Source organism: Rhizobium sp. AQ_MP (genome assembly GCF_014237835.1).
In the GTDB taxonomy this organism is placed as follows: Bacteria; Pseudomonadota; Alphaproteobacteria; order Rhizobiales; family Rhizobiaceae; genus Allorhizobium.
The window spans coordinates 25,940-43,814 of sequence record NZ_JACJVI010000019.1 but is presented as its reverse complement, the minus strand read 5'-3'; the positions used below and the strand labels follow the sequence as shown (position 1 = coordinate 43,814).

18 protein-coding genes are annotated in these 17,875 nt (G+C 63.1%); 9 read left to right on the top strand and 9 right to left on the bottom strand.

Translation table 11 applies throughout. From position 1 onward, the window contains the following. Positions 1-133: 133 nt before the first annotated feature. On the bottom strand, positions 134-961 hold the full coding sequence (locus H6M51_RS21005; protein ID WP_185811760.1) for a L,D-transpeptidase: 828 nt from the start codon (positions 959-961) through the stop codon (positions 134-136). A gap of 281 nt (positions 962-1,242) precedes the next feature. Between H6M51_RS21005 and H6M51_RS21000 the strand changes: the two genes are divergently transcribed. Then, positions 1,243-3,465, top strand: coding sequence for a methyl-accepting chemotaxis protein (locus tag H6M51_RS21000; RefSeq protein WP_185811759.1), 2,223 nt, complete (start codon positions 1,243-1,245; stop codon positions 3,463-3,465). 74 nt (positions 3,466-3,539) lie between these two features. On the opposite strand, the gene H6M51_RS20995 is transcribed toward H6M51_RS21000, so the two are convergent. Continuing rightward, positions 3,540-5,153 (bottom strand): MDR family MFS transporter, encoded by a 1,614-nt coding sequence (locus tag H6M51_RS20995; protein ID WP_246780620.1) that lies wholly within the window; start codon positions 5,151-5,153, stop codon positions 3,540-3,542. 123 nt (positions 5,154-5,276) lie between these two features. Between H6M51_RS20995 and H6M51_RS20990 the strand changes: the two genes are divergently transcribed. Further along, positions 5,277-5,825 (top strand): MarR family winged helix-turn-helix transcriptional regulator, encoded by a 549-nt coding sequence (locus tag H6M51_RS20990; RefSeq protein WP_185811758.1) that lies wholly within the window; start codon positions 5,277-5,279, stop codon positions 5,823-5,825. A gap of 173 nt (positions 5,826-5,998) precedes the next feature. Here H6M51_RS20990 and H6M51_RS20985 read toward each other — a convergent pair whose 3' ends face one another. Beyond that, the gene (locus H6M51_RS20985; RefSeq protein ID WP_185811757.1) at positions 5,999-6,202 is read right to left on the bottom strand and encodes a hypothetical protein; all 204 of its coding nucleotides are present in this window, start codon (positions 6,200-6,202) and stop codon (positions 5,999-6,001) included. 218 nt (positions 6,203-6,420) lie between these two features. Here H6M51_RS20985 and H6M51_RS20980 point away from each other — a divergent pair, with 218 nt between their 5' ends. Both H6M51_RS20980 and H6M51_RS20975 read left to right on the top strand, forming a co-directional pair. After that, positions 6,421-7,794, top strand: coding sequence for a TIGR03808 family TAT-translocated repetitive protein (locus H6M51_RS20980; protein WP_185811756.1), 1,374 nt, complete (start codon positions 6,421-6,423; stop codon positions 7,792-7,794). A 116-nt stretch (positions 7,795-7,910) separates the two neighbouring features. Next, complete coding sequence (locus tag H6M51_RS20975; RefSeq protein ID WP_185811755.1) at positions 7,911-9,749, top strand: bifunctional diguanylate cyclase/phosphodiesterase; 1,839 nt, start codon at positions 7,911-7,913, stop codon at positions 9,747-9,749. 52 nt (positions 9,750-9,801) lie between these two features. On the opposite strand, the gene H6M51_RS20970 is transcribed toward H6M51_RS20975, so the two are convergent. Further along, positions 9,802-10,356, bottom strand: coding sequence for a DUF2087 domain-containing protein (locus H6M51_RS20970; protein WP_185811754.1), 555 nt, complete (start codon positions 10,354-10,356; stop codon positions 9,802-9,804). A gap of 302 nt (positions 10,357-10,658) precedes the next feature. On the opposite strand from H6M51_RS20970, the gene H6M51_RS20965 reads away from it, so the two are divergent. Then, positions 10,659-11,318: a glutathione S-transferase family protein gene (locus tag H6M51_RS20965; RefSeq protein WP_185811753.1), complete on the top strand. Its 660-nt coding sequence runs from the start codon at positions 10,659-10,661 to the stop codon at positions 11,316-11,318. A 48-nt stretch (positions 11,319-11,366) separates the two neighbouring features. Here H6M51_RS20965 and H6M51_RS20960 read toward each other — a convergent pair whose 3' ends face one another. Beyond that, positions 11,367-11,723, bottom strand: a complete 357-nt coding sequence (locus H6M51_RS20960; RefSeq protein WP_185811752.1) for a DUF4406 domain-containing protein — start codon at positions 11,721-11,723, stop codon at positions 11,367-11,369. A 120-nt stretch (positions 11,724-11,843) separates the two neighbouring features. On the opposite strand from H6M51_RS20960, the gene H6M51_RS20955 reads away from it, so the two are divergent. Beyond that, entirely contained in the window at positions 11,844-12,599 is a 756-nt protein-coding gene (locus H6M51_RS20955; protein ID WP_185811751.1) for a DeoR/GlpR family DNA-binding transcription regulator, read from the top strand. 18 nt (positions 12,600-12,617) lie between these two features. Here the strand turns inward: H6M51_RS20955 and H6M51_RS20950 are convergent, their stop codons facing one another. From H6M51_RS20950 to H6M51_RS20940, 3 genes are all read right to left on the bottom strand, one after another. After that, complete coding sequence (locus H6M51_RS20950) at positions 12,618-13,955, bottom strand: lipopolysaccharide biosynthesis protein (RefSeq protein ID WP_185811750.1); 1,338 nt, start codon at positions 13,953-13,955, stop codon at positions 12,618-12,620. Beyond that, on the bottom strand, positions 13,952-14,236 hold the full coding sequence (locus H6M51_RS20945) for a hypothetical protein (protein ID WP_185811749.1): 285 nt from the start codon (positions 14,234-14,236) through the stop codon (positions 13,952-13,954). Before H6M51_RS20945 ends, H6M51_RS20950 begins: the two co-directional genes overlap by 4 nt. Positions 14,237-14,492: 256 nt before the next feature. Further along, complete coding sequence (locus H6M51_RS20940; protein ID WP_185811748.1) at positions 14,493-15,500, bottom strand: asparaginase; 1,008 nt, start codon at positions 15,498-15,500, stop codon at positions 14,493-14,495. A 78-nt stretch (positions 15,501-15,578) separates the two neighbouring features. On the opposite strand from H6M51_RS20940, the gene H6M51_RS20935 reads away from it, so the two are divergent. After that, the gene (locus H6M51_RS20935; protein ID WP_246780619.1) at positions 15,579-16,313 is read left to right on the top strand and encodes a DUF3750 domain-containing protein; all 735 of its coding nucleotides are present in this window, start codon (positions 15,579-15,581) and stop codon (positions 16,311-16,313) included. A 264-nt stretch (positions 16,314-16,577) separates the two neighbouring features. Further along, positions 16,578-16,844 (top strand): CopG family ribbon-helix-helix protein, encoded by a 267-nt coding sequence (locus tag H6M51_RS20930; protein WP_185811746.1) that lies wholly within the window; start codon positions 16,578-16,580, stop codon positions 16,842-16,844. Here the strand turns inward: H6M51_RS20930 and H6M51_RS20925 are convergent. Further along, a complete protein-coding gene (locus tag H6M51_RS20925; protein ID WP_185811745.1) occupies positions 16,822-17,367 on the bottom strand; it encodes a hypothetical protein in 546 nt (181 codons plus the stop codon). The genes H6M51_RS20930 and H6M51_RS20925 overlap by 23 nt on opposite strands. 167 nt (positions 17,368-17,534) lie before the next feature. On the opposite strand from H6M51_RS20925, the gene H6M51_RS20920 reads away from it, so the two are divergent. Further along, entirely contained in the window at positions 17,535-17,840 is a 306-nt protein-coding gene (locus H6M51_RS20920) for a hypothetical protein (RefSeq protein WP_185811744.1), read from the top strand. Positions 17,841-17,875 lie beyond the last annotated feature (35 nt).

The following is a 17,875-nucleotide window of genomic DNA, read 5'->3' as shown; positions in this document are numbered from 1 at the left end:
GAGCTGCGGATGAAGACGCTGGGAGGTGCGCTTTGTTCCGCGATGATCGGATGCAAACAGGAAAGGTTCAATTAAAGCAACGCTGCCCCCCTTTCACGTTTTGGAGAGAGGCGAACGTCGCAAATGAGTGTCGCTAAATGACAACAATCGGCGTGTTCTCGGGAACACGATCGAAGAGATCGATGACATCCTGATTGAACATGCGCACGCAGCCGGACGAGGTTGCCTTGCCGACCGACCGCCAGTCCGGCGTGCCGTGGACGCGGTAAAGCGTGTCCTTGCCGTCCTGATAGATATAAAGCGCACGTGCGCCGAGCGGATTGTTAAGGCCGGCGACCAGGCCGCCACGGGCAGCCGAGACGGGCTTCAGGTTCGGGTTGTTCTCGACCATATCGTCGGTCGGCGTCCAGTGCGGCCATTTGGCCTTGCGCTGGATGACACCCCTGCCCGACCAGGCATATCCTTCGCGACCGAGACCGACGCCATAGCGTATCGCCTTGCCGTCGCCCTGCACCAGGTAGAGATAATGGGCCCTGGTATCGACGACGATGGTGCCGGGCGCCTCGGTGGTCTGGTAGCTCACCTCCTGGCGCAGCATGTCGGATCGGACCCGATCAAGCGGAATGGCGGGCAGCGTGTGCCCATCATCGACCATCACCCCGTAGAGGGTACGGTGCAGCGGATTGCTGACCGGCAAACCGTAGGTCTGATGAAACTGTGTGCGGTAGAGATCGCGCTTCTGCGGGGCCGTCTGATCGGCGGCGGGCGGGGTGCGGGCCGGATCATACCAGACGGGCGCGACCTCGTCCTGAAAGACGTCGATGTTCATGCGGCTGGTATCCTGGACCAGGATGCAGCCCGACAGGGAACCGACCAGGGCCGTGCCCAGCCCCAGCGAGACCAGGCGCCGCGACAGGAGGGAGACCGCAGAAGCGCGACCGGACGGGGAAGACTGGGACATGCTGCACCGATTCGAACTGACGTCGTTGCCGCACCCTCTCAGTCCCGGCTGGCGCGAAGCTTATGGCAGGCGTTGCCAGCTTTCGGTGACAGCGCGATCATTTTTGGGCTGCCACTGCGGCACGAGCGACCCGATCCGGCTACCCCTTCATTTCATTCGACAATTTTAACTCAACCCCTGACTGCGATAGACTGCCATCAGACACTTTGGTTAACGCTGTCTCAATATATTTGACGACAATTTTACTTGTCACGATTCTACACCTCCCAAGGATTATTTTAATGTTGGACAACATTCGCATAGGAAATAAGATATACATCGGCTTCGGGCTGGTGTTGACGATCCTCGCCGTGTTTGCGGGGATCTCGATTTACTCCAACCTCACCAATGCCGGCTATTTCACCGACTATCGCAGTGCCGCGCGGCTGACCAACGAGTCCGGCCGCATCCAGGCCAACATGCTCGAAGCACGCCTGTCATTTCTGAAATATCGCGCCAATCAGAGCGAAGAACTGCAGCAGGAAGTCCTGAGCCGCCTCGCCACGACCCGCCAGTCGATAGACGCTACGATCGCCATGGTGACGAACGACCAGGAGCGGGCGATGGTGCAGGGTTTCGCCACCCAGGTCCAGGCCTATGAAGACGGCTTCAAGAAGGTCTCCGAGCTCCAGGCACAGCGCGCCGCGCTGGTGACCGAGACGCTCAATCCGCTCGGCTCCGGCATCGCCGAAGAACTGGCCTCGCTCGGCCAGGCATTCCTGGATGCGGGGAACATCGAAGCCGCCTTTGCCGCCAGCCGCATGCAGTATCAGGTGGCCAATCTGCGTCTCTCGGCCAACAAATATCTGCTCGACAACAACGAGGAGAACTACCAAGCGGCGATGACTGCTGCCGCCAAGGTCTCGGAAGAGTCCGCGAAGGTCGGCCCCCTCATCGTCGATCCCGGTCGCGCCGAACGCTTCAAGGCGATCAACGCCAATGTCGCGTCCTATGTCGATGCCTTCGGCAAGGTGCATGGCGTCATCACCGAGCGCAATGGCGTCATCACCGGCACGATGGATGTGGCCGGTCCCGCCGTGACGCGCGCCGTGGAAGACCTGAAGCTGGAGCTGAAAAAGAACCAGGACACTCTGGGTCCGATGATTGCCGAGACCATGGACGGTTCGGTGACCACCGCGGCCACGATCGGCGGCGTCGGCATCGTGCTGGCGCTCACCATCGCCTTCATGATCGCCCGCAGCATCACCCTGCCGATCGGCCAGATCACCGGCGCCATGGGCTCGCTGGCCGAAAACAAGCTCGATACCGTCATCCCCGGCCTCGACCATAGAAGCGAAATCGGGCTGATGGCCAAGGCTGTCGACGTTTTCAAGCAGAACGCCATCAAGATCCGCGATCTCGCAGCGCAGGAGGCGGCTCTGCAGGAGAAGAATGCAGACCTGCAGTCCAATATCGCCACCGTCGTCGATGCCGCCGTTGCCGGTGACTTCACCCGCCGCATCACCAAGCGCTACGACAATCCCGACCTCGACCGCTTCGCCGCCAACGTCAATACGCTTGTCGAATCCGTCGATGCCGGCATCGCCGAGACCGGCCGTGTCATCTCGGCGCTTGCCAAGGGCGACCTGACGGAAAGCATGGAAGGCCGCTACCAGGGGGTCTTTGCCGACCTGCAGGCCAATGTGAACGAGACCATGGCAAGCCTGCGCACCCTGATGCAGGAAGTCCGCCAGTCGGCGGACGCCATCAATGGCGGGGCGGACGAGATCCGTCAGGCTTCCAACGACCTGTCGCGCCGCACGGAAACCCAGGCCGCTTCGCTGGAAGAGACCTCGTCGGCGCTGGAGGAAATCACGGTCGCCGTGAAAACCTCGACCGAACGGGCGCAGGACTCGAGCAAGATGGTGACCGAGGCGCGGCAGTTTGCCGAGTCATCCTCCAGCGTTGTCGGTGAAGCGACATCGGCGATGAGCCGGATCGAGCAGGCCTCCAACGAGATCACGCAGATCATCAACGTGATCGACGAGATCGCCTTCCAGACCAATCTCCTGGCACTGAATGCCGGTGTCGAAGCTGCCCGCGCCGGGGAAGCCGGCAAGGGCTTTGCCGTCGTTGCCCAGGAAGTGCGCGAGCTCGCCCAGCGTTCTGCAACGGCCGCGAAGGACATCAAGACGCTGATCACCAAATCTTCGCATGAGGTGGAGACCGGGGTGAAGCTCGTCAGCTCGACGGGTCAGGCGCTGAGCGACATCCAGGCGAAGGTCGTCGGCATCGCAAGCCAGGTCACCTCGATTGCGACGGCGGCCCAGGAGCAGTCGACCGGTCTCACCGAGGTCAACATGGCCGTCAACCAGATGGACCAGATGACCCAGCAGAACGCCGCGATGGTGGAAGAAGCTGCCGCCAGCACCGCAAAGCTTGCGGAGGAGACCGCGCATCTGCGCGCCCTCGTCGCCCGCTTCAAGGTGCAGCGGGACGGCGGGGCACAGCGCTACGCCGCCTGATCCGCGCGTCATTCAGTTCGACACCAGGCCCCGGCTCTTTCCGAGCCGGGGCCTGGTGCATTTTGGAGAGAGCTTTACGCGCTGGCGGGCGCCGCCGCCTTGCCCTCGCCTTCGCGCGGCAGTCGAATGTTGGGCAGCAGCAGTGCGCAGAGGAGGCCGATGACCATCATGCCGGAGGCTGTCAGGAAGAGCGGCACGAAAGCGTCGGAATAGGCATTGGCGACGAGTGTGCGGGCGGCCTGCGGCAAGGCGGCGAGGCCTTCGGGTGTGAGGTTGCGGAAATCGACGCCGCCGGGAAGCGCGATCTGCACATGGGCGAGGCCGGAGCTGACGATCGCGCCATAGATGGAGATCGCGATCGCGGCACCGCCCATGCGGGTGAGCGTCACCGTGCCGGTGGCGGCGCCGACATCGGCGCGGGAGGCGGCATTCTGCACGCCGATGACCGGGACCTGCTGGCCGATGCCGACACCGACCCCCTGCAGCAGCATGACCAGCGCGATGACGATCAAGGGCGTTCCGGCATGCAGGACGGAGAAGATGCCGAGACTGACCACGCCGAGCGTTGCCGACGCGATCGAGAAGGGCTTGTAGCGGCCGCTTTTCGCAATCAGCCGGCCCGCGGCGATCGAGCCGATGGCGATGCCGCCGGTGGTGGCGACAAAAAGCAGGCCGGCCATGGAGGGCGACAGGCCCGTGGTCGTCTGCAGGTAAAGGGCGATGTAGTTGACCGAACCGATGCCGATGGCGCCGGAGACCAGCGAGATGACCAGGAGCAGGTTGATGGTCGGCTTGGCGAAGAGCGAGAGCGGAACGACGGGTTCGGGGGCGCGGCGCTCGACCAAGACCCAGCCGATGGCGCAGAGCGCACCGAAGCCGACGACGGCAAGGCTTTGCCAGGCAATCAGCGAGCCGAAGATCTGGCCGCTATCGGCCCAGAAGACGATGGAGGCGACAGCGCCTGCGAGCAGGATCGCGCCGGCGTAATCGATCTTCGGCTTCCGGTTGGGCTTGCGATAGGGCAGCAGGAAGGCAAGACCGATGAGGACAGCGATGCCGATCGGCAGGTTGACCAGGAAGATCGAGCGCCAGCCGAAGAGATCGGACAGCGTGCCGCCGAGCACGGGACCGAGCGCGCCAGACGCCATCAGCACGAGGCTCGAATAGCTCTGGTAGCGGGCACGCTCACGCGGCTCGAAGAGATCGGCATTGATCGAGAAGATCGAGACCATGATGCCGCCACCGCCGAGCGCCTGCAGCACGCGGGCGGCAATCAGCGTGTCCATGGAGACAGCAAGGCCGCAGACCAGGGAGCCGAGCGTGAAGATCGCAATCGCCGCCATGATCACGTATTTGCGGCCAAAGAGATCGCCGAGCTTGCCGTAGAGCGGCATGACGGCGCTGGTGGTCAGCAGATAGGCGGAACCGACCCAGCCGAAACGTTCGAGTTCGCCGAACTCGCCGACGATGGTCGGAAGTGCGGTCGACACGATCTGGTTGTCGAGTGTGGCCATGAACATGGCCGACATCAGCAGGAGATAGACAAAAAGGCGCAGCCTCGGATCGGTGACCAGGGGTGTTGGATCCACGCCCGGAGGTCCACCCCGCGCTGACCCGGTAGCGGATGTCGGATGCGGTTCGAAGCGGGTATCTGGACCGGTCTCTGCGGTCGTGCTCTGCCTGGTCATGGATCGGGGGCTCCTATCTCGCCAGCAAAATGTGCCTCCCGCATTTATATGTCAATAGCACATATTTGCTGATCGCATGTATTTCACTTTTCCGCGCCTCGCCGATCTGCTATGGTCCGGCTCATGACGTCTGCTTCGCACCTGAAAACCGCCTCTTTGCCATCGCCCAAGGACGGCACATCCGCCTCACCTGATGCGGAAGCCTCGCTCGTGGACATCGGCCATGCCATGACCCGCATGCGACTTCTGATCGGCCGGCGCTTTATCGGCCGCATGGCGCTGAAGCGCATCGGCACGGGGCTGGAACTCTCGGATCTCGATGCGATCGGTGTGATCAAGCGGATCGGCAGCGAGCAGGAGGTGACGGTCGGCACCATCGCCGAGCAGCTGAGGATCGATCCCTCGCGCGGCAGCCGCATCGTGGCCGACCTGGTGAAACAGGGGCTTCTCGAACGGGCGGCCTCTCAAGAGGACGGGCGGCGCAGCCTGGTCCGGGTGACCGATGCCGGCCGCCAGGTGCTCGACGACATCGAGGCGATCAAGCGTGAGACGATCCTGGAGGCGACCGCGGGATGGTCTGCGGAGGATGTCGAAACGTTCGGCAGGCTCTATGCGCGTTTCACGGAAGGTCTTGAGGCGCAGTTCAAGCGCTTCGAGGAAAGCGAAGGCTGAGCGAAACCGCCCTTGGACGCGGTCGGAATGCGGTTTGCCAAACACAGAAAACGACCCGACCGGCACTCCCTCCCCCGAGAAAATGCCGGCCGGTCGTCATGGGACTGGTTCTTGACCACCCTCCCCGCTCCGCCAGGACAGGGACGGCATATGCCCCATGCCGAAGGGAGCAATCAGACCGGTTTCGGTCCCTGCAATGCGTTGTAGATCTTGCGGCCCAGAACGGCGGCGATCGGGATCGAGACCACGAGGCCGGCTGCGAAGGCCGCCCCGATCTGCCAGCCCTCACGCATGTCCAGGGTCAGGACGGCGATGACCGCCGCACCCGCCACGGCACTGGCGACAAGGATGTAGAGGACAGCAGTAAGACGAAGCATGATCTTGCTCCTTCGCGTTCATGACTATGGTGACCAAGCTATGCCGATCCCCGGAAATTTCTTTGATCTGCCTCAAATTCCTGGCCGACGAAGCTTAGACAAAAGGCGAAGGACCCGACGCGCGCCGTTAACACTGTTTTAAGCCTGTTGTTGCGGCAGCCCCCCTCTTCCGCCAAGCTCCGCGGCCTGACGCGCCACCTGCAAGCGGAAACAACAGCATGCCTTCTCGACGCTCGGTCATGATCGGCCTTGGCGGGCTCTTCGCGATGGCGGGGTGGCCGGGAGCGCGGGCGTCTGCCCAGACGCTTGCCATGGCGGAACTGCGCGGCGGGTTCGATGCGGCGGAGGCCGGCATCCTGCCGGGCACCGAAGACGACCAGAGCCGCAAGCTGCAAGACCTGATCGACCGGGCCGCCGCCGTCGGCCAACCGGTGTTCCTACCGGCAGGGACCTACGAGGTCGCCAATCTGGAGCTGCGCGACGGCAGCCGCATCGTCGGCGTGCCAGGTCTCACCCGGCTCGTCTATCGCGGCGACGGACATCTGATCGCGGCCCAGGACATCGGCAGGGTCAGCCTGTCGGGGATCACCTTCGACGGAGCCAACCGATGGCTCGCGGACTATACCGAGGGACTTCTCGCCTTTCGCAGCGTCGACGAGGCCATCGTCGAAGATTGCGAAATCGTCGGCAGCCGGAAATGCGGGATCTATCTGGCGCGCTCGGGCGGTCGGATCGAGGGCAGCCGCATCACCGGGGCTGCGGACGCGGGCATCTGGGCAATCGAGGGCAAGGCGTTTTCGATAAGGAACAACCGCGTCTTCGACTGCGGCAATGGCGGCATCCTGGTGCATCGCTGGACCAAGGGCGAGGACGGGACCGTAATCACGGGCAACCGCGTGGCGCGGATCGGGGCCACGAACGGCGGCACCGGGCAGTTCGGCAATGGCATCAACGTCTTCCGGGCCGATAACGTGATGGTCACGGACAACCATGTGTCCGACTGTGCCTTTTCGGCGATCCGGGCGAACTCCGCCTCCAACATCACCATCGGCAACAATCAGGCCTATCGCTCGGGCGAGACGGCTGTCTATGCCGAATTCGAGTTCGAGGCGGCGCTGATCACCAACAACCTGATCGACGGGGCCGCAATCGGCATCTCGGTTGCCAATTTCGACCATGGCGGACGATTGTCGACGGTGAGCAACAACATCATCCGGCGGATTGTCAACAAGGGTCCTTACGTGCCGACAATCAGCAGCTTCGGCTTCGGGATTTCGGTCGAAGCCGATACACTGGTCAGCGGCAATCTGGTCGAGGGTGCCGAGACGGCGGCACTGGCCATCGGCTGGGGGCCGTATCTGCGCAATGTCATCGTGACGGACAACATCCTGCGCGACAGCGTCCGGGGCATGCAGGTCAGCGTCGTCGAAGGGGCCGGTCGCACCGTGATCCGCGACAACATCCTAAGCGGGGTGAGCGAAGGGGCGATCTTCGGCTATCGCTGGAAGGAGCGGGTGACCGAGGAGCTGATCGACGATGCCTCCTCCTTCGCCCATCTGAGCATCAGCGGAAACGTCTCGGACGGAGGCTGAAGCATCTTAGAGCCCCGTTAACCCTGCAACGACAAGGGCAAGCCGTCGCATGATGTCGTAATGACTGTTTAAGCATGGACTGATTTAATCCGCGACAATCAACATTCGTGGGTCCCATGCTTCTTCGTTTGCAGAACATCATCCTCGAGAAGATCGCCACCGGCCAATCGCTGGCGGAAACCGTGGATTATCTCTGCCGCGAAGTCGAGACCATGACGGACGACATCGTCTGCTCGGTTCTGCTGCTGGACGAGGAGCGGCGACTGCGCCATCTCGCAGGTCCTTCGCTTCCCTTCGAGTACACCGCGGCGATCGACGGCATCGTCATCGGCCACGGGGTCGGGTCCTGCGGAACGGCAGCCTTTTATGGCGAACCTGTCCTGGTGGAGGACATCGACGCGCACGAGTACTGGCAGCCCTACAAGCAACTGGCGCTGCCGATCGGGCTCAAGGCCTGCTGGTCGACGCCGATCATCGGCTCCGGCAAGGTGCTCGGCACCTTTGCCTTCTATTATCGCAACATCCGCGGTCCCTCCGAACAGGAGCAGCAGATTGTCAATGCCTGCGTACATCTCTGCGCGATTGCGATCGAGCGCGACCAGCGCATGGCGGAACGTCGGCGGCTTGCCGATACCGACGGGCTGACCGGCCTGCCAAACCGCAGCCGTTTCAACGAGGTGATCAACGAGGTCTCGCGGCGCGATGCCGACTGGGCCCTGATGCTGATCGACCTCGACAATCTGAAAATGGTCAACGACACCTTCGGCCATGGCGCCGGTGACGACCTGATCCGCATCGTCGCCGAACGGATGAAGCAGGAGGCGCCTGCCGGCATGGCGTTTCGACTGGGCGGCGACGAATTTGCCGTGATCGTGCCGTGCCTGGCGACGACCGAGCCTGCCGCCCTTGCAGAACGGCTGATTTCGCGGATCAAGGAACCGGCGGATTGCGGCGGTCACCTGATCTATCCGGCCGCGACGCTGGGCGGTGCGCGGGCCGGGCTTGAGCGCAGCCCGCAGCAGGTGCGCCAGAATGCGGACTACGCGCTTTATCACGCGAAAGAAAGAAGCCGAGGACGCTACCTCGAATATCAGGCGGGGCTCGGTACGGCGATCGCAAAGCGTTTCCGCTCGGTCCAGGAGGTTGACCAGGCGCTGCGCGACAAGCGGATAGATGCGCATTTCCAGCCCATCGTCGAGCTTGCGACCGGCCGTATCATGGGCTTTGAATCTTTGTGTCGGATGACGATGCCCGACGGCCGGATCGTGGCGGCTGCGCATTTTCACGAGGCAATGAAGGATGCGCATGTCGCTATCGAAGTGACAGACCGGATGCTGGAGCGCATCGCCTCTGCGGCCGGCGAATGGCATCGCGAAGGCCTGGTGTTCTCGCGTGTCGGGATCAATCTGTCGGCCGCCGATTTCCATCGCGGCGGGCTGACCCGGCGGATCATCGACGCCTTTTCCCAAGCGGGGCTCGAACCGACCGCCGTTGTCGCCGAGGTGACGGAATCGGTCTATCTCGCGCAGAAGGATCATGTCGTCGCGGAAGAGATCCACGCGATGCGGGAAGCCGGCATCAAGGTGGCGCTCGATGATTTCGGCACCGGTTTCGCCTCGCTCACCCATCTCCTGACGGTGCCCGTCGACGTTATCAAAATCGACAAGTGCTTTGTCCGGCGCCTCGCCGATGCCGGCGGTGGCGGCATCATAACCAAGGGCCTGCTCGACATCGCCAAGGGGCTCGGCATCTGGGTCGTCGCGGAGGGTATCGAGGAGCTGGTACAGGCGGAGCATCTGCTCTCGCTCGACTGCAAGGCCGGCCAGGGCTATTTCTTCTCGCGTCCGGTGGATCGTGACAGCGTTCGCGAGATGCTCGAAGTCAGCAACCACCATCTCGAATGGACCCGGATCCTGCGCGAGCACAACCGCCGGCTTTTCGACAAGACCGGGTGAGACGCGGGCGGTATGCGCACCCGCGTCCTTAGCTCCCAGCCTGCGCTTTCGATCAGGTCCTTCGGCTCCAGCCGGTGACGAGCCGGATCAGTTCGCGCGCCTCCGGCGGCGGACGCTTCTCAACCCGACGATAGAGCCGGCAGTCGCGCGTGCGGGTCAAAAGCCCCATGTTGACGAGCTCGCGGCGCAGCAACACGTGATCGGAAATGCCGTTGTGGCGCACCAGCACCGAATTGACGGCCTTTTCCGGCATGTCCTCGCCGGCCGGCAGGAAGGACCAGAGCACCCAGAGGGCCAGCTGCTGCTGGTTGAGCTTGCCCGGCCAGCGGACGAGCACATCGGTTCCGGCAAAGCAGCGGGCCGTCAGTTCCACACGACGGAAATCGGGGGCGGGTTCCGCTTCGACCACCACTGGATGAGCCAGGCGGTCTTCGGCCGCACGGCTTGCCTTGAAATGCTGGTAGTTGCGATAGCCGACGGCGCGGGTCAGCATGTTCAAGAGCTCGACATGGCCGGGCGGTTCCGCCCGCGCTTCGAGTTCGCGCTTCAGGTTTTTGGCAAGCGCCGACAGATCGGGCGCAGAATAGGCATGTGACGTCCTCGACATCTCATTTCTCCTGGTCGTGCCCGGTCTTTGAAAGGACCACAAGGCCGGTGGTCACCGACTTCCGACGGGGCACGGGAAAACGAGCTTCGTCGATCAGAAGAAAAGCAGGTTTAGCTCCCCTCATCGGGGCGGTGACGCCTGGGTGAACTGCAGACCCTGGAGGCGCAGAGATACGCGCAGCTCGGGCGTGCTGTCAATTGCCGGGGCTGATCAGCAAAATTCATCGATCCCATCATCGCCAACCACTTTTCCGGAACTCACCAGCGCGATAGCCTCCGGCCCACGAAGCGAGGGAGACCGGCATGCTGAAGATCTACGGCGTCTACAAATCGCGCGCGACGCGCATCCTCTGGCTGGTGGAGGAGCTCGGCATGCCCTTCGAGCTCAAGCCGGTGATCCAGGCCTACAAGCTTGAAGATCCCATGGCTCCTAACGCACGTCTTAACACACGCTCGGCGGAATTCCTCGCGGTCAACCCGATGGGCAGCATTCCGACCATCGAGGACGACGGGCTGGTCCTGAACGAGTCGCTTGCCCAGACGCTCTATGTGGCAAGGAAACAGGGCGGACCGATTGCGCCGCGCGATCTCAACGAGGAAGCGCAGATGCTGCAATGGTCGCTGTTTGCCGCGACCTCGATCGAGGCGGACGCTCTGAAGATCTCCATGGCCAATGCAAATGGCAGGCTTGCCTCGGCTGAGGGCCAGGCGGAAGCTGCCGAGGTCGCCAAGCTGCTGGCGCGGCCGTTCGGCGTGCTGGAGAAGCATTTTGCCCAGCACGACTATACCGTCGGCGGACGCTTCACCGTGGCCGACATCAATCTCGGCGAAATCGTCCGTTACGCCCAGGCCTATCAGCCGCTGTTCGATCAGCATCCGAAGACTGCCGAATGGCTCGCCCGCATCCAGGCCCGCCCGAGCTTCAAGGCGATGTGGGAGAAGCGGCTGGCCGAGGTGGAGTGAGGCGGCGAGTACCGACCTCACCTGTGTCCCTGATGTCCTAAATCTGCCTCACCCGCAGCCCGGCACATCCTCCAGGCGGTACCAGACCGGAATGCCGCGTTCGTTGGCGATGCGGACGTCGTTGTCTGCGCCCTTGGAGGCGCCCGGCAGGCGTAGCACGCCGCCGCACAGTGCCAGGAGCCGACCGGCGACGGGGTGGAAGATTTCCTCGTAGAGATCGTCGCCGATCGCCTTGCCGCCGGCAGCATGCCAGACGGGCAGCGCCACCCATTCCCCGATCATCGGCACATGGCCCGCCTTGAACAGGGCATAGGACGGCGCTTCGAGCGCCTTCAGGTTGGCAGCCATCTTTTCCGAGTCATCACCCGTGCCCGAACGGTAGGGGCCGGCTATCAGAATCAGCATTTTCATCTCCCTCTTTTCATCTGCCTCATGCAGAAACATGCACATATCCGCACGATTCTGCTGGATTGTCGAATCTATTTCAGCATAATCCGGAATTATCGTGAACAAACGGGCGCAATCATGCTGACTGAACAGAGACGACGGTTGATCCTTGACGTGCTGAAGCGTGACGGGCGGGCGGTGGCCGGGGAGTTGGCGCGACTGTGGGAGGTGTCGGAAGATACGATCCGGCGCGACATGCGGGACATGGCGGCAGCGGGTCTCCTGAAACGCGTGCATGGTGGGGCGCTACCGATTGCAGCCCCCCTGCCTGATCTCTCGGCAAGGCGGGGTCTGGCGACCGAGGAGAAGCAGCGGCTGGCGGCAGCGGCGGTGCGACTGATCTCGCCGGGTCAGGTGGTGTTCTTGGATGGCGGCACGACAACGGCGGAAATCGTGCGGCAGATCCCGCTCGACATGGCGCTTACCGTCGTCACCCATGCGCCGACGATTGCCGCCGAGCTGGAACGGCACAGGGATATCAAGGTGGTGCTGATCGGCGGGCGGATCTACCGCCATTCTATGGTGGCGGTCGGGCCGACGGCGCTTGCGGCCATCGAGCAGATCCGGCCGGATGTCTTCTTTCTCGGCGCGACAGCCGCCCATCCGGCGGAGGGGCTGACGACCGGGGATTTCGAGGAGGCTGCGATCAAGCGGCGGGTGTTGGAGCGCAGCCTTGCCAGTTATTGCCCGCTGACATCAGAGAAGCTCGACACAGTCTCGCCTTTCGGCATCGTGCCGATAACGCAGCCGACCGGGCTGATCGTCGTCTCGGATATCGACCCTGTCGTTCTCGACGGCTATCGCGCCAAGGGCGCCCATCTTGTGCTGGCCTGACGACGGGCGCCCGAGCGGTCAGTCCTGCGCGGCGACCTTCGTGAAGGGACGCACCAGCACCCAATAGCCGGTGTGACGGTGGACGAGCCCTGTGACCACCACGAGGCGGATCAGCTGCACGAGAACCATGGCGCCTGCAGCGCCGATGATGCCGTAGAGCGGCACGAGCACAAGCATCGCGGCGACACAGGCTGCGACCGAAATCGAGACGATGGCAAGGCTCAGACGATAGCGTCCCTGTACGACGAGCAATTCGGACGCCTGGCCGGTGGCGGCGCGGATGACATAGGCAAGGCCCAGCAGGACGAGGCAGGGATAGGCGGAAACGAAGGCCTCTCCGAAGAGATGCAGCAGCGGATAGCCGGCGACCAGTGTCAGCGCCACCGAGGGGATGGTGAGCCAGAAGGTGGCATTGGTGGAGCGGGTGATGCGGACCTGCAGCCCTGCCCTGTCGGCCGAGGCGAGCGACAGCGAGAAGCCACGGGCGGCGACCAGCATGAAGCCATATTGCACGAAGGCGGCGAGCGAGAGCGAACGCTGGGCGGCGAAATAAAGCGAGGCCTGATCGGGCGGCACAAGGAAGCCGAGGATCAGCACGTCGATCCAGACGAAGAGCTCTTCCGCCGTCATCGCCGGCATCATCAGCACGGACGTAAGAAGCCAGAAGCGGCGACGCTCGGGCGTGGTCGCGGGTCGAACGCGTCTCGGCAGGCGGGCGCGCAGGAGGAGCGCCTGGACCACGAGCACCAGTACGGAGGCGAGCACGACCAGCGAGAGCACCGTCACGGCATCGAGGGTGAGACCGGCAAGCTCGGCGATCCCGACGCCCAGCATGATCAGCACGGGGCGCAGGATGAAGCCCGGAATGGTCGAAAGCGCATACCAGCCGAAGCCACGGGCGATACCGGTCAGGTAGGTTTCGAGCGAGAGAACCGGAAAGCCGAGCGCCAGTACGCCGATCGGCAGCAGGAAGGCCGGATCGACGAGCCCCGGGAGCAGGAAGAGGAAGGCGAGCGCAAGTGCAGCCAGCAGACCGGAGCCGACCAGGACGGCACAGAAGCCGGTCTCGATGTATCCCGCAAGATGCGCATGCTTTTCGCGCCGGCCATAACGCGGGATGAAGCGAGCGGCGGAATCGTAGAAACCGAGCACGCCCACCTGTCCGACGACGCTGACCCAGGTCCAGAGGATGACGTAGATGCCGTAGTCCTGAAGCGCCATGAGGCGGGCGAGCAGGACCTGCAGGCCAAGCCCGACAAAGGCGGCGGCAATCCGGACGGTAATGCTTAGTAACGCACCGCGCAGGCCGGGATCACGAAATGCGTTTGCCGCCCTCAGCCGAAGCCCGGTGATCATGGAATACTGAACCGGATGAGGCCGGCGCTTCGGCCATGGCGCGAAAAGACACGGGTGGCGGCATCGACAGCGGCGAGAATGCGCGACCGCGCAGCGATGCCGGCTGCTTCATAGAGAGGACGGATACGGAGCCGCAGACCTGCCATCCCGTGTTGGCAGTAAAGCTGGCCAAGAGCCGTCTGCGGGATGTAGCAGGCAGTCAGCGGTTCTGCGAGCGGGCTCATCCGGTCTTCGAGATCGATCGCGCCGACGAAGCAGTCATTATCACCGCGGAAGCGCATGGCGATCTCCATTTCGATCTTCCACGGTCTCCAGACATTGGAGTTCCAAGACCTGACCGGCCAGTTTCAGGAGTTGAGACCGGAGCGGCCCGTCGCTGCGAATGTCGGGCCGGTTCGGCCCTCTCATCGAAACGTCCATGGAACGCGGCCTCGTCGGTTGCTTGCTGTCGGTCGCGAGACAGACTAGCCGCCAAGCGTTAAACCTCCCTTGAGGCAGAAGGGCCGAGATGAAACCGGCACAGCACCGGGACATTTCTCAGGCGAAGAGCACATCGGTCGTGCGGATCGCGCCGACAGCCAAGCCATTCCAGTTGGTCATGCCGTGATGGGCGAGCTTCATCAACGCAGCCCGCTCCTCGGTGTCCTCGTCGAAATGGCGGGCAAGCAAAACGGCGATCATGGCTTCGGCCGCGCGGGTCGCGCCGTCCTCGGCCTTCACCGCAAAGGAGAGGCCCTTGTCCGGAAGCAGCGCGCAGAACACGCCTTCGGCGCCCGTCTTGGCGAAGATCTTGCCGGGTGCGACCTGCATCAGCTTCGTGCAGAAGCGCTTGGTGCCGGCGACATAGAAAGGTTCGGCCATGCAGGCGTCGATCAGCCTGCGGGCGGCGGCGGCGCGGATGGGCTCCAGACCCCTGCCCGTGGCGAGCTTGCCGAAGCCTCTGGCGAGACCGATAAGCGGTACGGCATAGGTCGGGATCGAGCAGCCGTCGGTGCCGCAATTGTCACGCGAGAGCACGGCACCCGTCAGATCCGACATGATGGCACGGATCGCCTGCTGCAGCGGATGATCGAAGCCGGCATAACCGCGCGGGTCTTCGCCGGTATGCACACAGGTGCAGACGAAGCCGGAATGTTTGCCCGAGCAGTTGTTGTGCAGCGCGGTCGGTTTGTCGAGCGTGCGCGCCTGGTCAATCAGAACAGGTTGCTGGGAGGACCAGTGGGCGCCGCATTCCAGAATGCTCTCGTCGCGCCCGGCAGCTTTCAGCATGGCCGCAGCGGTGGCGACATGTTCCGGTTCGCCGGAATGGGAGGAGCAGGCGAGCGCCAGTTCCCGGTTGCCGAAGCCATAGGCGTCCGCCGCGCCACTTTCGACTAGCGGCAGGGCCTGCATGGCCTTGCAGGCGGAGCGCGGGAAGATGCCCGCCTCGATATCGCCAGCGGAGAAGAGGATCTTACCCTCGGCATCGACCACCACGGCCAACCCGCGATGGCGGCTCTCGACGAGTTGACCGCGTGTGACCTCGACCGTGACTGGATTTTCCATGCTGCGCCTCAAAATGCCAAGATTGTCAGGCAGTCGTTAAAGCATGCATCGCCCCCCATACCAAGTCTGAGGTCGGTATTGAGATTTCTGCTGCGCTTCCTTTCCGTCGTGGTTCTCGTCTTCATCCTGCCGACGCTGGTTTCGGCCGGACTGTGGGTGTCGAAGGACCGGCCGCAGCGCTGGAACGAGGCCAACTGGGGCTCGTCCGGCCTGCTGCCCAAGGCGGAAGCGAGCCCCGAAGCGGCGATCTATGTGTTTTCGGCGATGACCGGGGGCCTGAAGGGCGCGATTGCCAGCCATGCCTGGATCGTCACCAAGGACGAGAACGGCGCCTATCAGCGCTACGACAAGGTGGGCTGGGGCTCGCCGATCCGCCGCAACCATCGGGCACCGGACGCCTTCTGGTATTCCAACCCGCCGCGGCTGGTGGCCGAGGTGAAGGGCGAAGAGGCAAAGCGGCTGATCCCGAAGGTGGAGGCGGCAATCGCGGGTTACGCCTATGGCCAGCCGGGCGGCTACCGGATCTATCCGGGTCCGAACTCCAACACCTTCGTGGCGCATGTGCTGCGGGAAGTGCCGGAACTCGGCGCCGTGCTGCCGGCGGATGCCGTCGGCCGTGACTATCTGCCTGATGGAGCCTTCTATCATCTCGACGAAGACGGGCGCGACCTGCATGTGAGCCTTGGCGGGCTCGCCGGCTTTTCGGTCGGGGTGCGCAGCGGACTGGAGGTGAATTTCCTAGGGCTGGTGGCCGGGATCGATGTCGTGCGGCCGGGCATCAAGGTGCCGGGCTTCGGCACGGTGGGGCTTTAGGCGCGTAAGAAGAGCTATAGCCCGGAATCAAAAGAGCCACCCGCGAAGGTGGCTCCCATGAGCTTTAGTCCTTGTCCGGACCCGGATGGAAAACCACCCGCAGGAAGGCTGGATCAGGCCGAGGGCTGCCCCGTCAAAACCGCACCCTTTCCAAAGTCACGCACGCAGACCGAAATCTCACTAGACATTGGATCACCTTCCTTTCGTTACGTTGCCGATAGAGGTAAGGTAGGCGTGTCATGGGGTTCCGGCAAGGCACGAAATATGACGAAGCTCGAAATAATGTTACCCGAGGCCTTGAGCGGCGCCGTCGATACGCTGTCGCGGCAGACGGGACAGGCGCGCGAAGACATCATCGCCCGCGCCATCGAACTCTATCTCGACGGTCGCAGCCGCTGGCATGCTGACATGCAGCAAGCTCTCGCCGATGTGGACCAGGATCTCGGCCACGACGGCGACGCGGTGCTGGCCTGGATGGATCGGTGGGGTGAAGGTCAGTCAGGACAGATCAAAGGTCCTGCTCGCCTTTGATCTCGAGCCTCCGAGAAAGCGGCGGCGGGTATACCGGTTCGGTCCGATAACGCTTCTCAAACTCCACGATCACCATCTCGGCCGTTGCCTCAAAGACAGACTGCTCAAACAACATGGGCTCTCCACTCTCGTGGAGATAGCGCCACCTTACGAATGCATCTTTGTGTTGGAAGAGGACGTCTCGGATCCCGTAATCAACATAGAAGAAATTAGGATGGCGCGGCGCTACGGTCGCCTTAAAGGCGGCATCCAGCTTTTGCCTGCTTTCGTCGGTCAGGCTGTCGAAAATCTCTGCGAGATCGTGAGTCCAGCGCTTCTTCGGTATCTTGTCATAGTCAAAAACGTACCAAGCCTTCAGCGCCAACTCCATCGCGAGAGCCAGAAGCATCGGTTCAACGCCGATATGGGGCATATCTGAACCGAATGGATTTCTAACTTCAGCGTCAGGAAACGTGCGCGTCTTGTTCAGAATCTGACGGGCGCCGATGCCCATTCTTACCGCTGTTGTCAGTCGCTCGCTCATTTAGTCAAAGTCTTAGCCGTACGTGAACACTCCCTACGCAAGCTGCCACACTTCACCAAAAAGTAAAGTCTCGCGCTCGAAGCAACTAGAGCGATATGGCCGGCGCAATCCGGGTTGACCACCCAGCCCGAGGCGGCGACACTCGCTCTGCAATGGGAGGACATATCATGGACGATACCATCCGCTGGCGGAACATGCGCTCGGCACCGCGCGACGGGAGCCGCATTCTGGTGACCATCCGGGCCACCGAACAGGGGCCGGGTGCGGTCGATCTCGTCTACTGGTCGAACGGCGACCGGTTCGGGGCCGATGGCTGGCGCTCCTCGGATTCGACGCCGGGTGCCATCATTTCCTATGCCGAACCGGAACTCAAATGCTGGATGCCGCTGCCGGGCGCCAATACTGATGCCATGATCCGGCCCCCGGCCTGGGAGGGCGTCGACGAGAAGGAGCTGGATGGCTCCGGGATCTGAGGGCTGTGCGAGATCGCTGCGGCGTGATTGGGCCT

Coding starts and splice junctions, on each gene's coding strand:
- H6M51_RS20965 (WP_185811753.1), top strand. CDS start 10,659: ATGCTGAAGATCTACGGCGTCTACAAATCGCGCGCGACGCGCATCCTC.
- H6M51_RS20980 (WP_185811756.1), top strand. CDS start 6,421: ATGCCTTCTCGACGCTCGGTCATGATCGGCCTTGGCGGGCTCTTCGCG.
- H6M51_RS20945 (WP_185811749.1), bottom strand. CDS start 14,236: ATGCGCTTCCGCGGTGATAATGACTGCTTCGTCGGCGCGATCGATCTC.
- H6M51_RS21005 (WP_185811760.1), bottom strand. CDS start 961: ATGTCCCAGTCTTCCCCGTCCGGTCGCGCTTCTGCGGTCTCCCTCCTG.
- H6M51_RS20995 (WP_246780620.1), bottom strand. CDS start 5,153: ATGACCAGGCAGAGCACGACCGCAGAGACCGGTCCAGATACCCGCTTC.
- H6M51_RS20990 (WP_185811758.1), top strand. CDS start 5,277: ATGACGTCTGCTTCGCACCTGAAAACCGCCTCTTTGCCATCGCCCAAG.
- H6M51_RS20930 (WP_185811746.1), top strand. CDS start 16,578: ATGACGAAGCTCGAAATAATGTTACCCGAGGCCTTGAGCGGCGCCGTC.
- H6M51_RS20975 (WP_185811755.1), top strand. CDS start 7,911: ATGCTTCTTCGTTTGCAGAACATCATCCTCGAGAAGATCGCCACCGGC.
- H6M51_RS20920 (WP_185811744.1), top strand. CDS start 17,535: ATGGACGATACCATCCGCTGGCGGAACATGCGCTCGGCACCGCGCGAC.
- H6M51_RS20985 (WP_185811757.1), bottom strand. CDS start 6,202: ATGCTTCGTCTTACTGCTGTCCTCTACATCCTTGTCGCCAGTGCCGTG.
- H6M51_RS21000 (WP_185811759.1), top strand. CDS start 1,243: ATGTTGGACAACATTCGCATAGGAAATAAGATATACATCGGCTTCGGG.
- H6M51_RS20940 (WP_185811748.1), bottom strand. CDS start 15,500: ATGGAAAATCCAGTCACGGTCGAGGTCACACGCGGTCAACTCGTCGAG.
- H6M51_RS20970 (WP_185811754.1), bottom strand. CDS start 10,356: ATGTCGAGGACGTCACATGCCTATTCTGCGCCCGATCTGTCGGCGCTT.
- H6M51_RS20925 (WP_185811745.1), bottom strand. CDS start 17,367: ATGAGCGAGCGACTGACAACAGCGGTAAGAATGGGCATCGGCGCCCGT.
- H6M51_RS20960 (WP_185811752.1), bottom strand. CDS start 11,723: ATGCTGATTCTGATAGCCGGCCCCTACCGTTCGGGCACGGGTGATGAC.
- H6M51_RS20950 (WP_185811750.1), bottom strand. CDS start 13,955: ATGATCACCGGGCTTCGGCTGAGGGCGGCAAACGCATTTCGTGATCCC.
- H6M51_RS20955 (WP_185811751.1), top strand. CDS start 11,844: ATGCTGACTGAACAGAGACGACGGTTGATCCTTGACGTGCTGAAGCGT.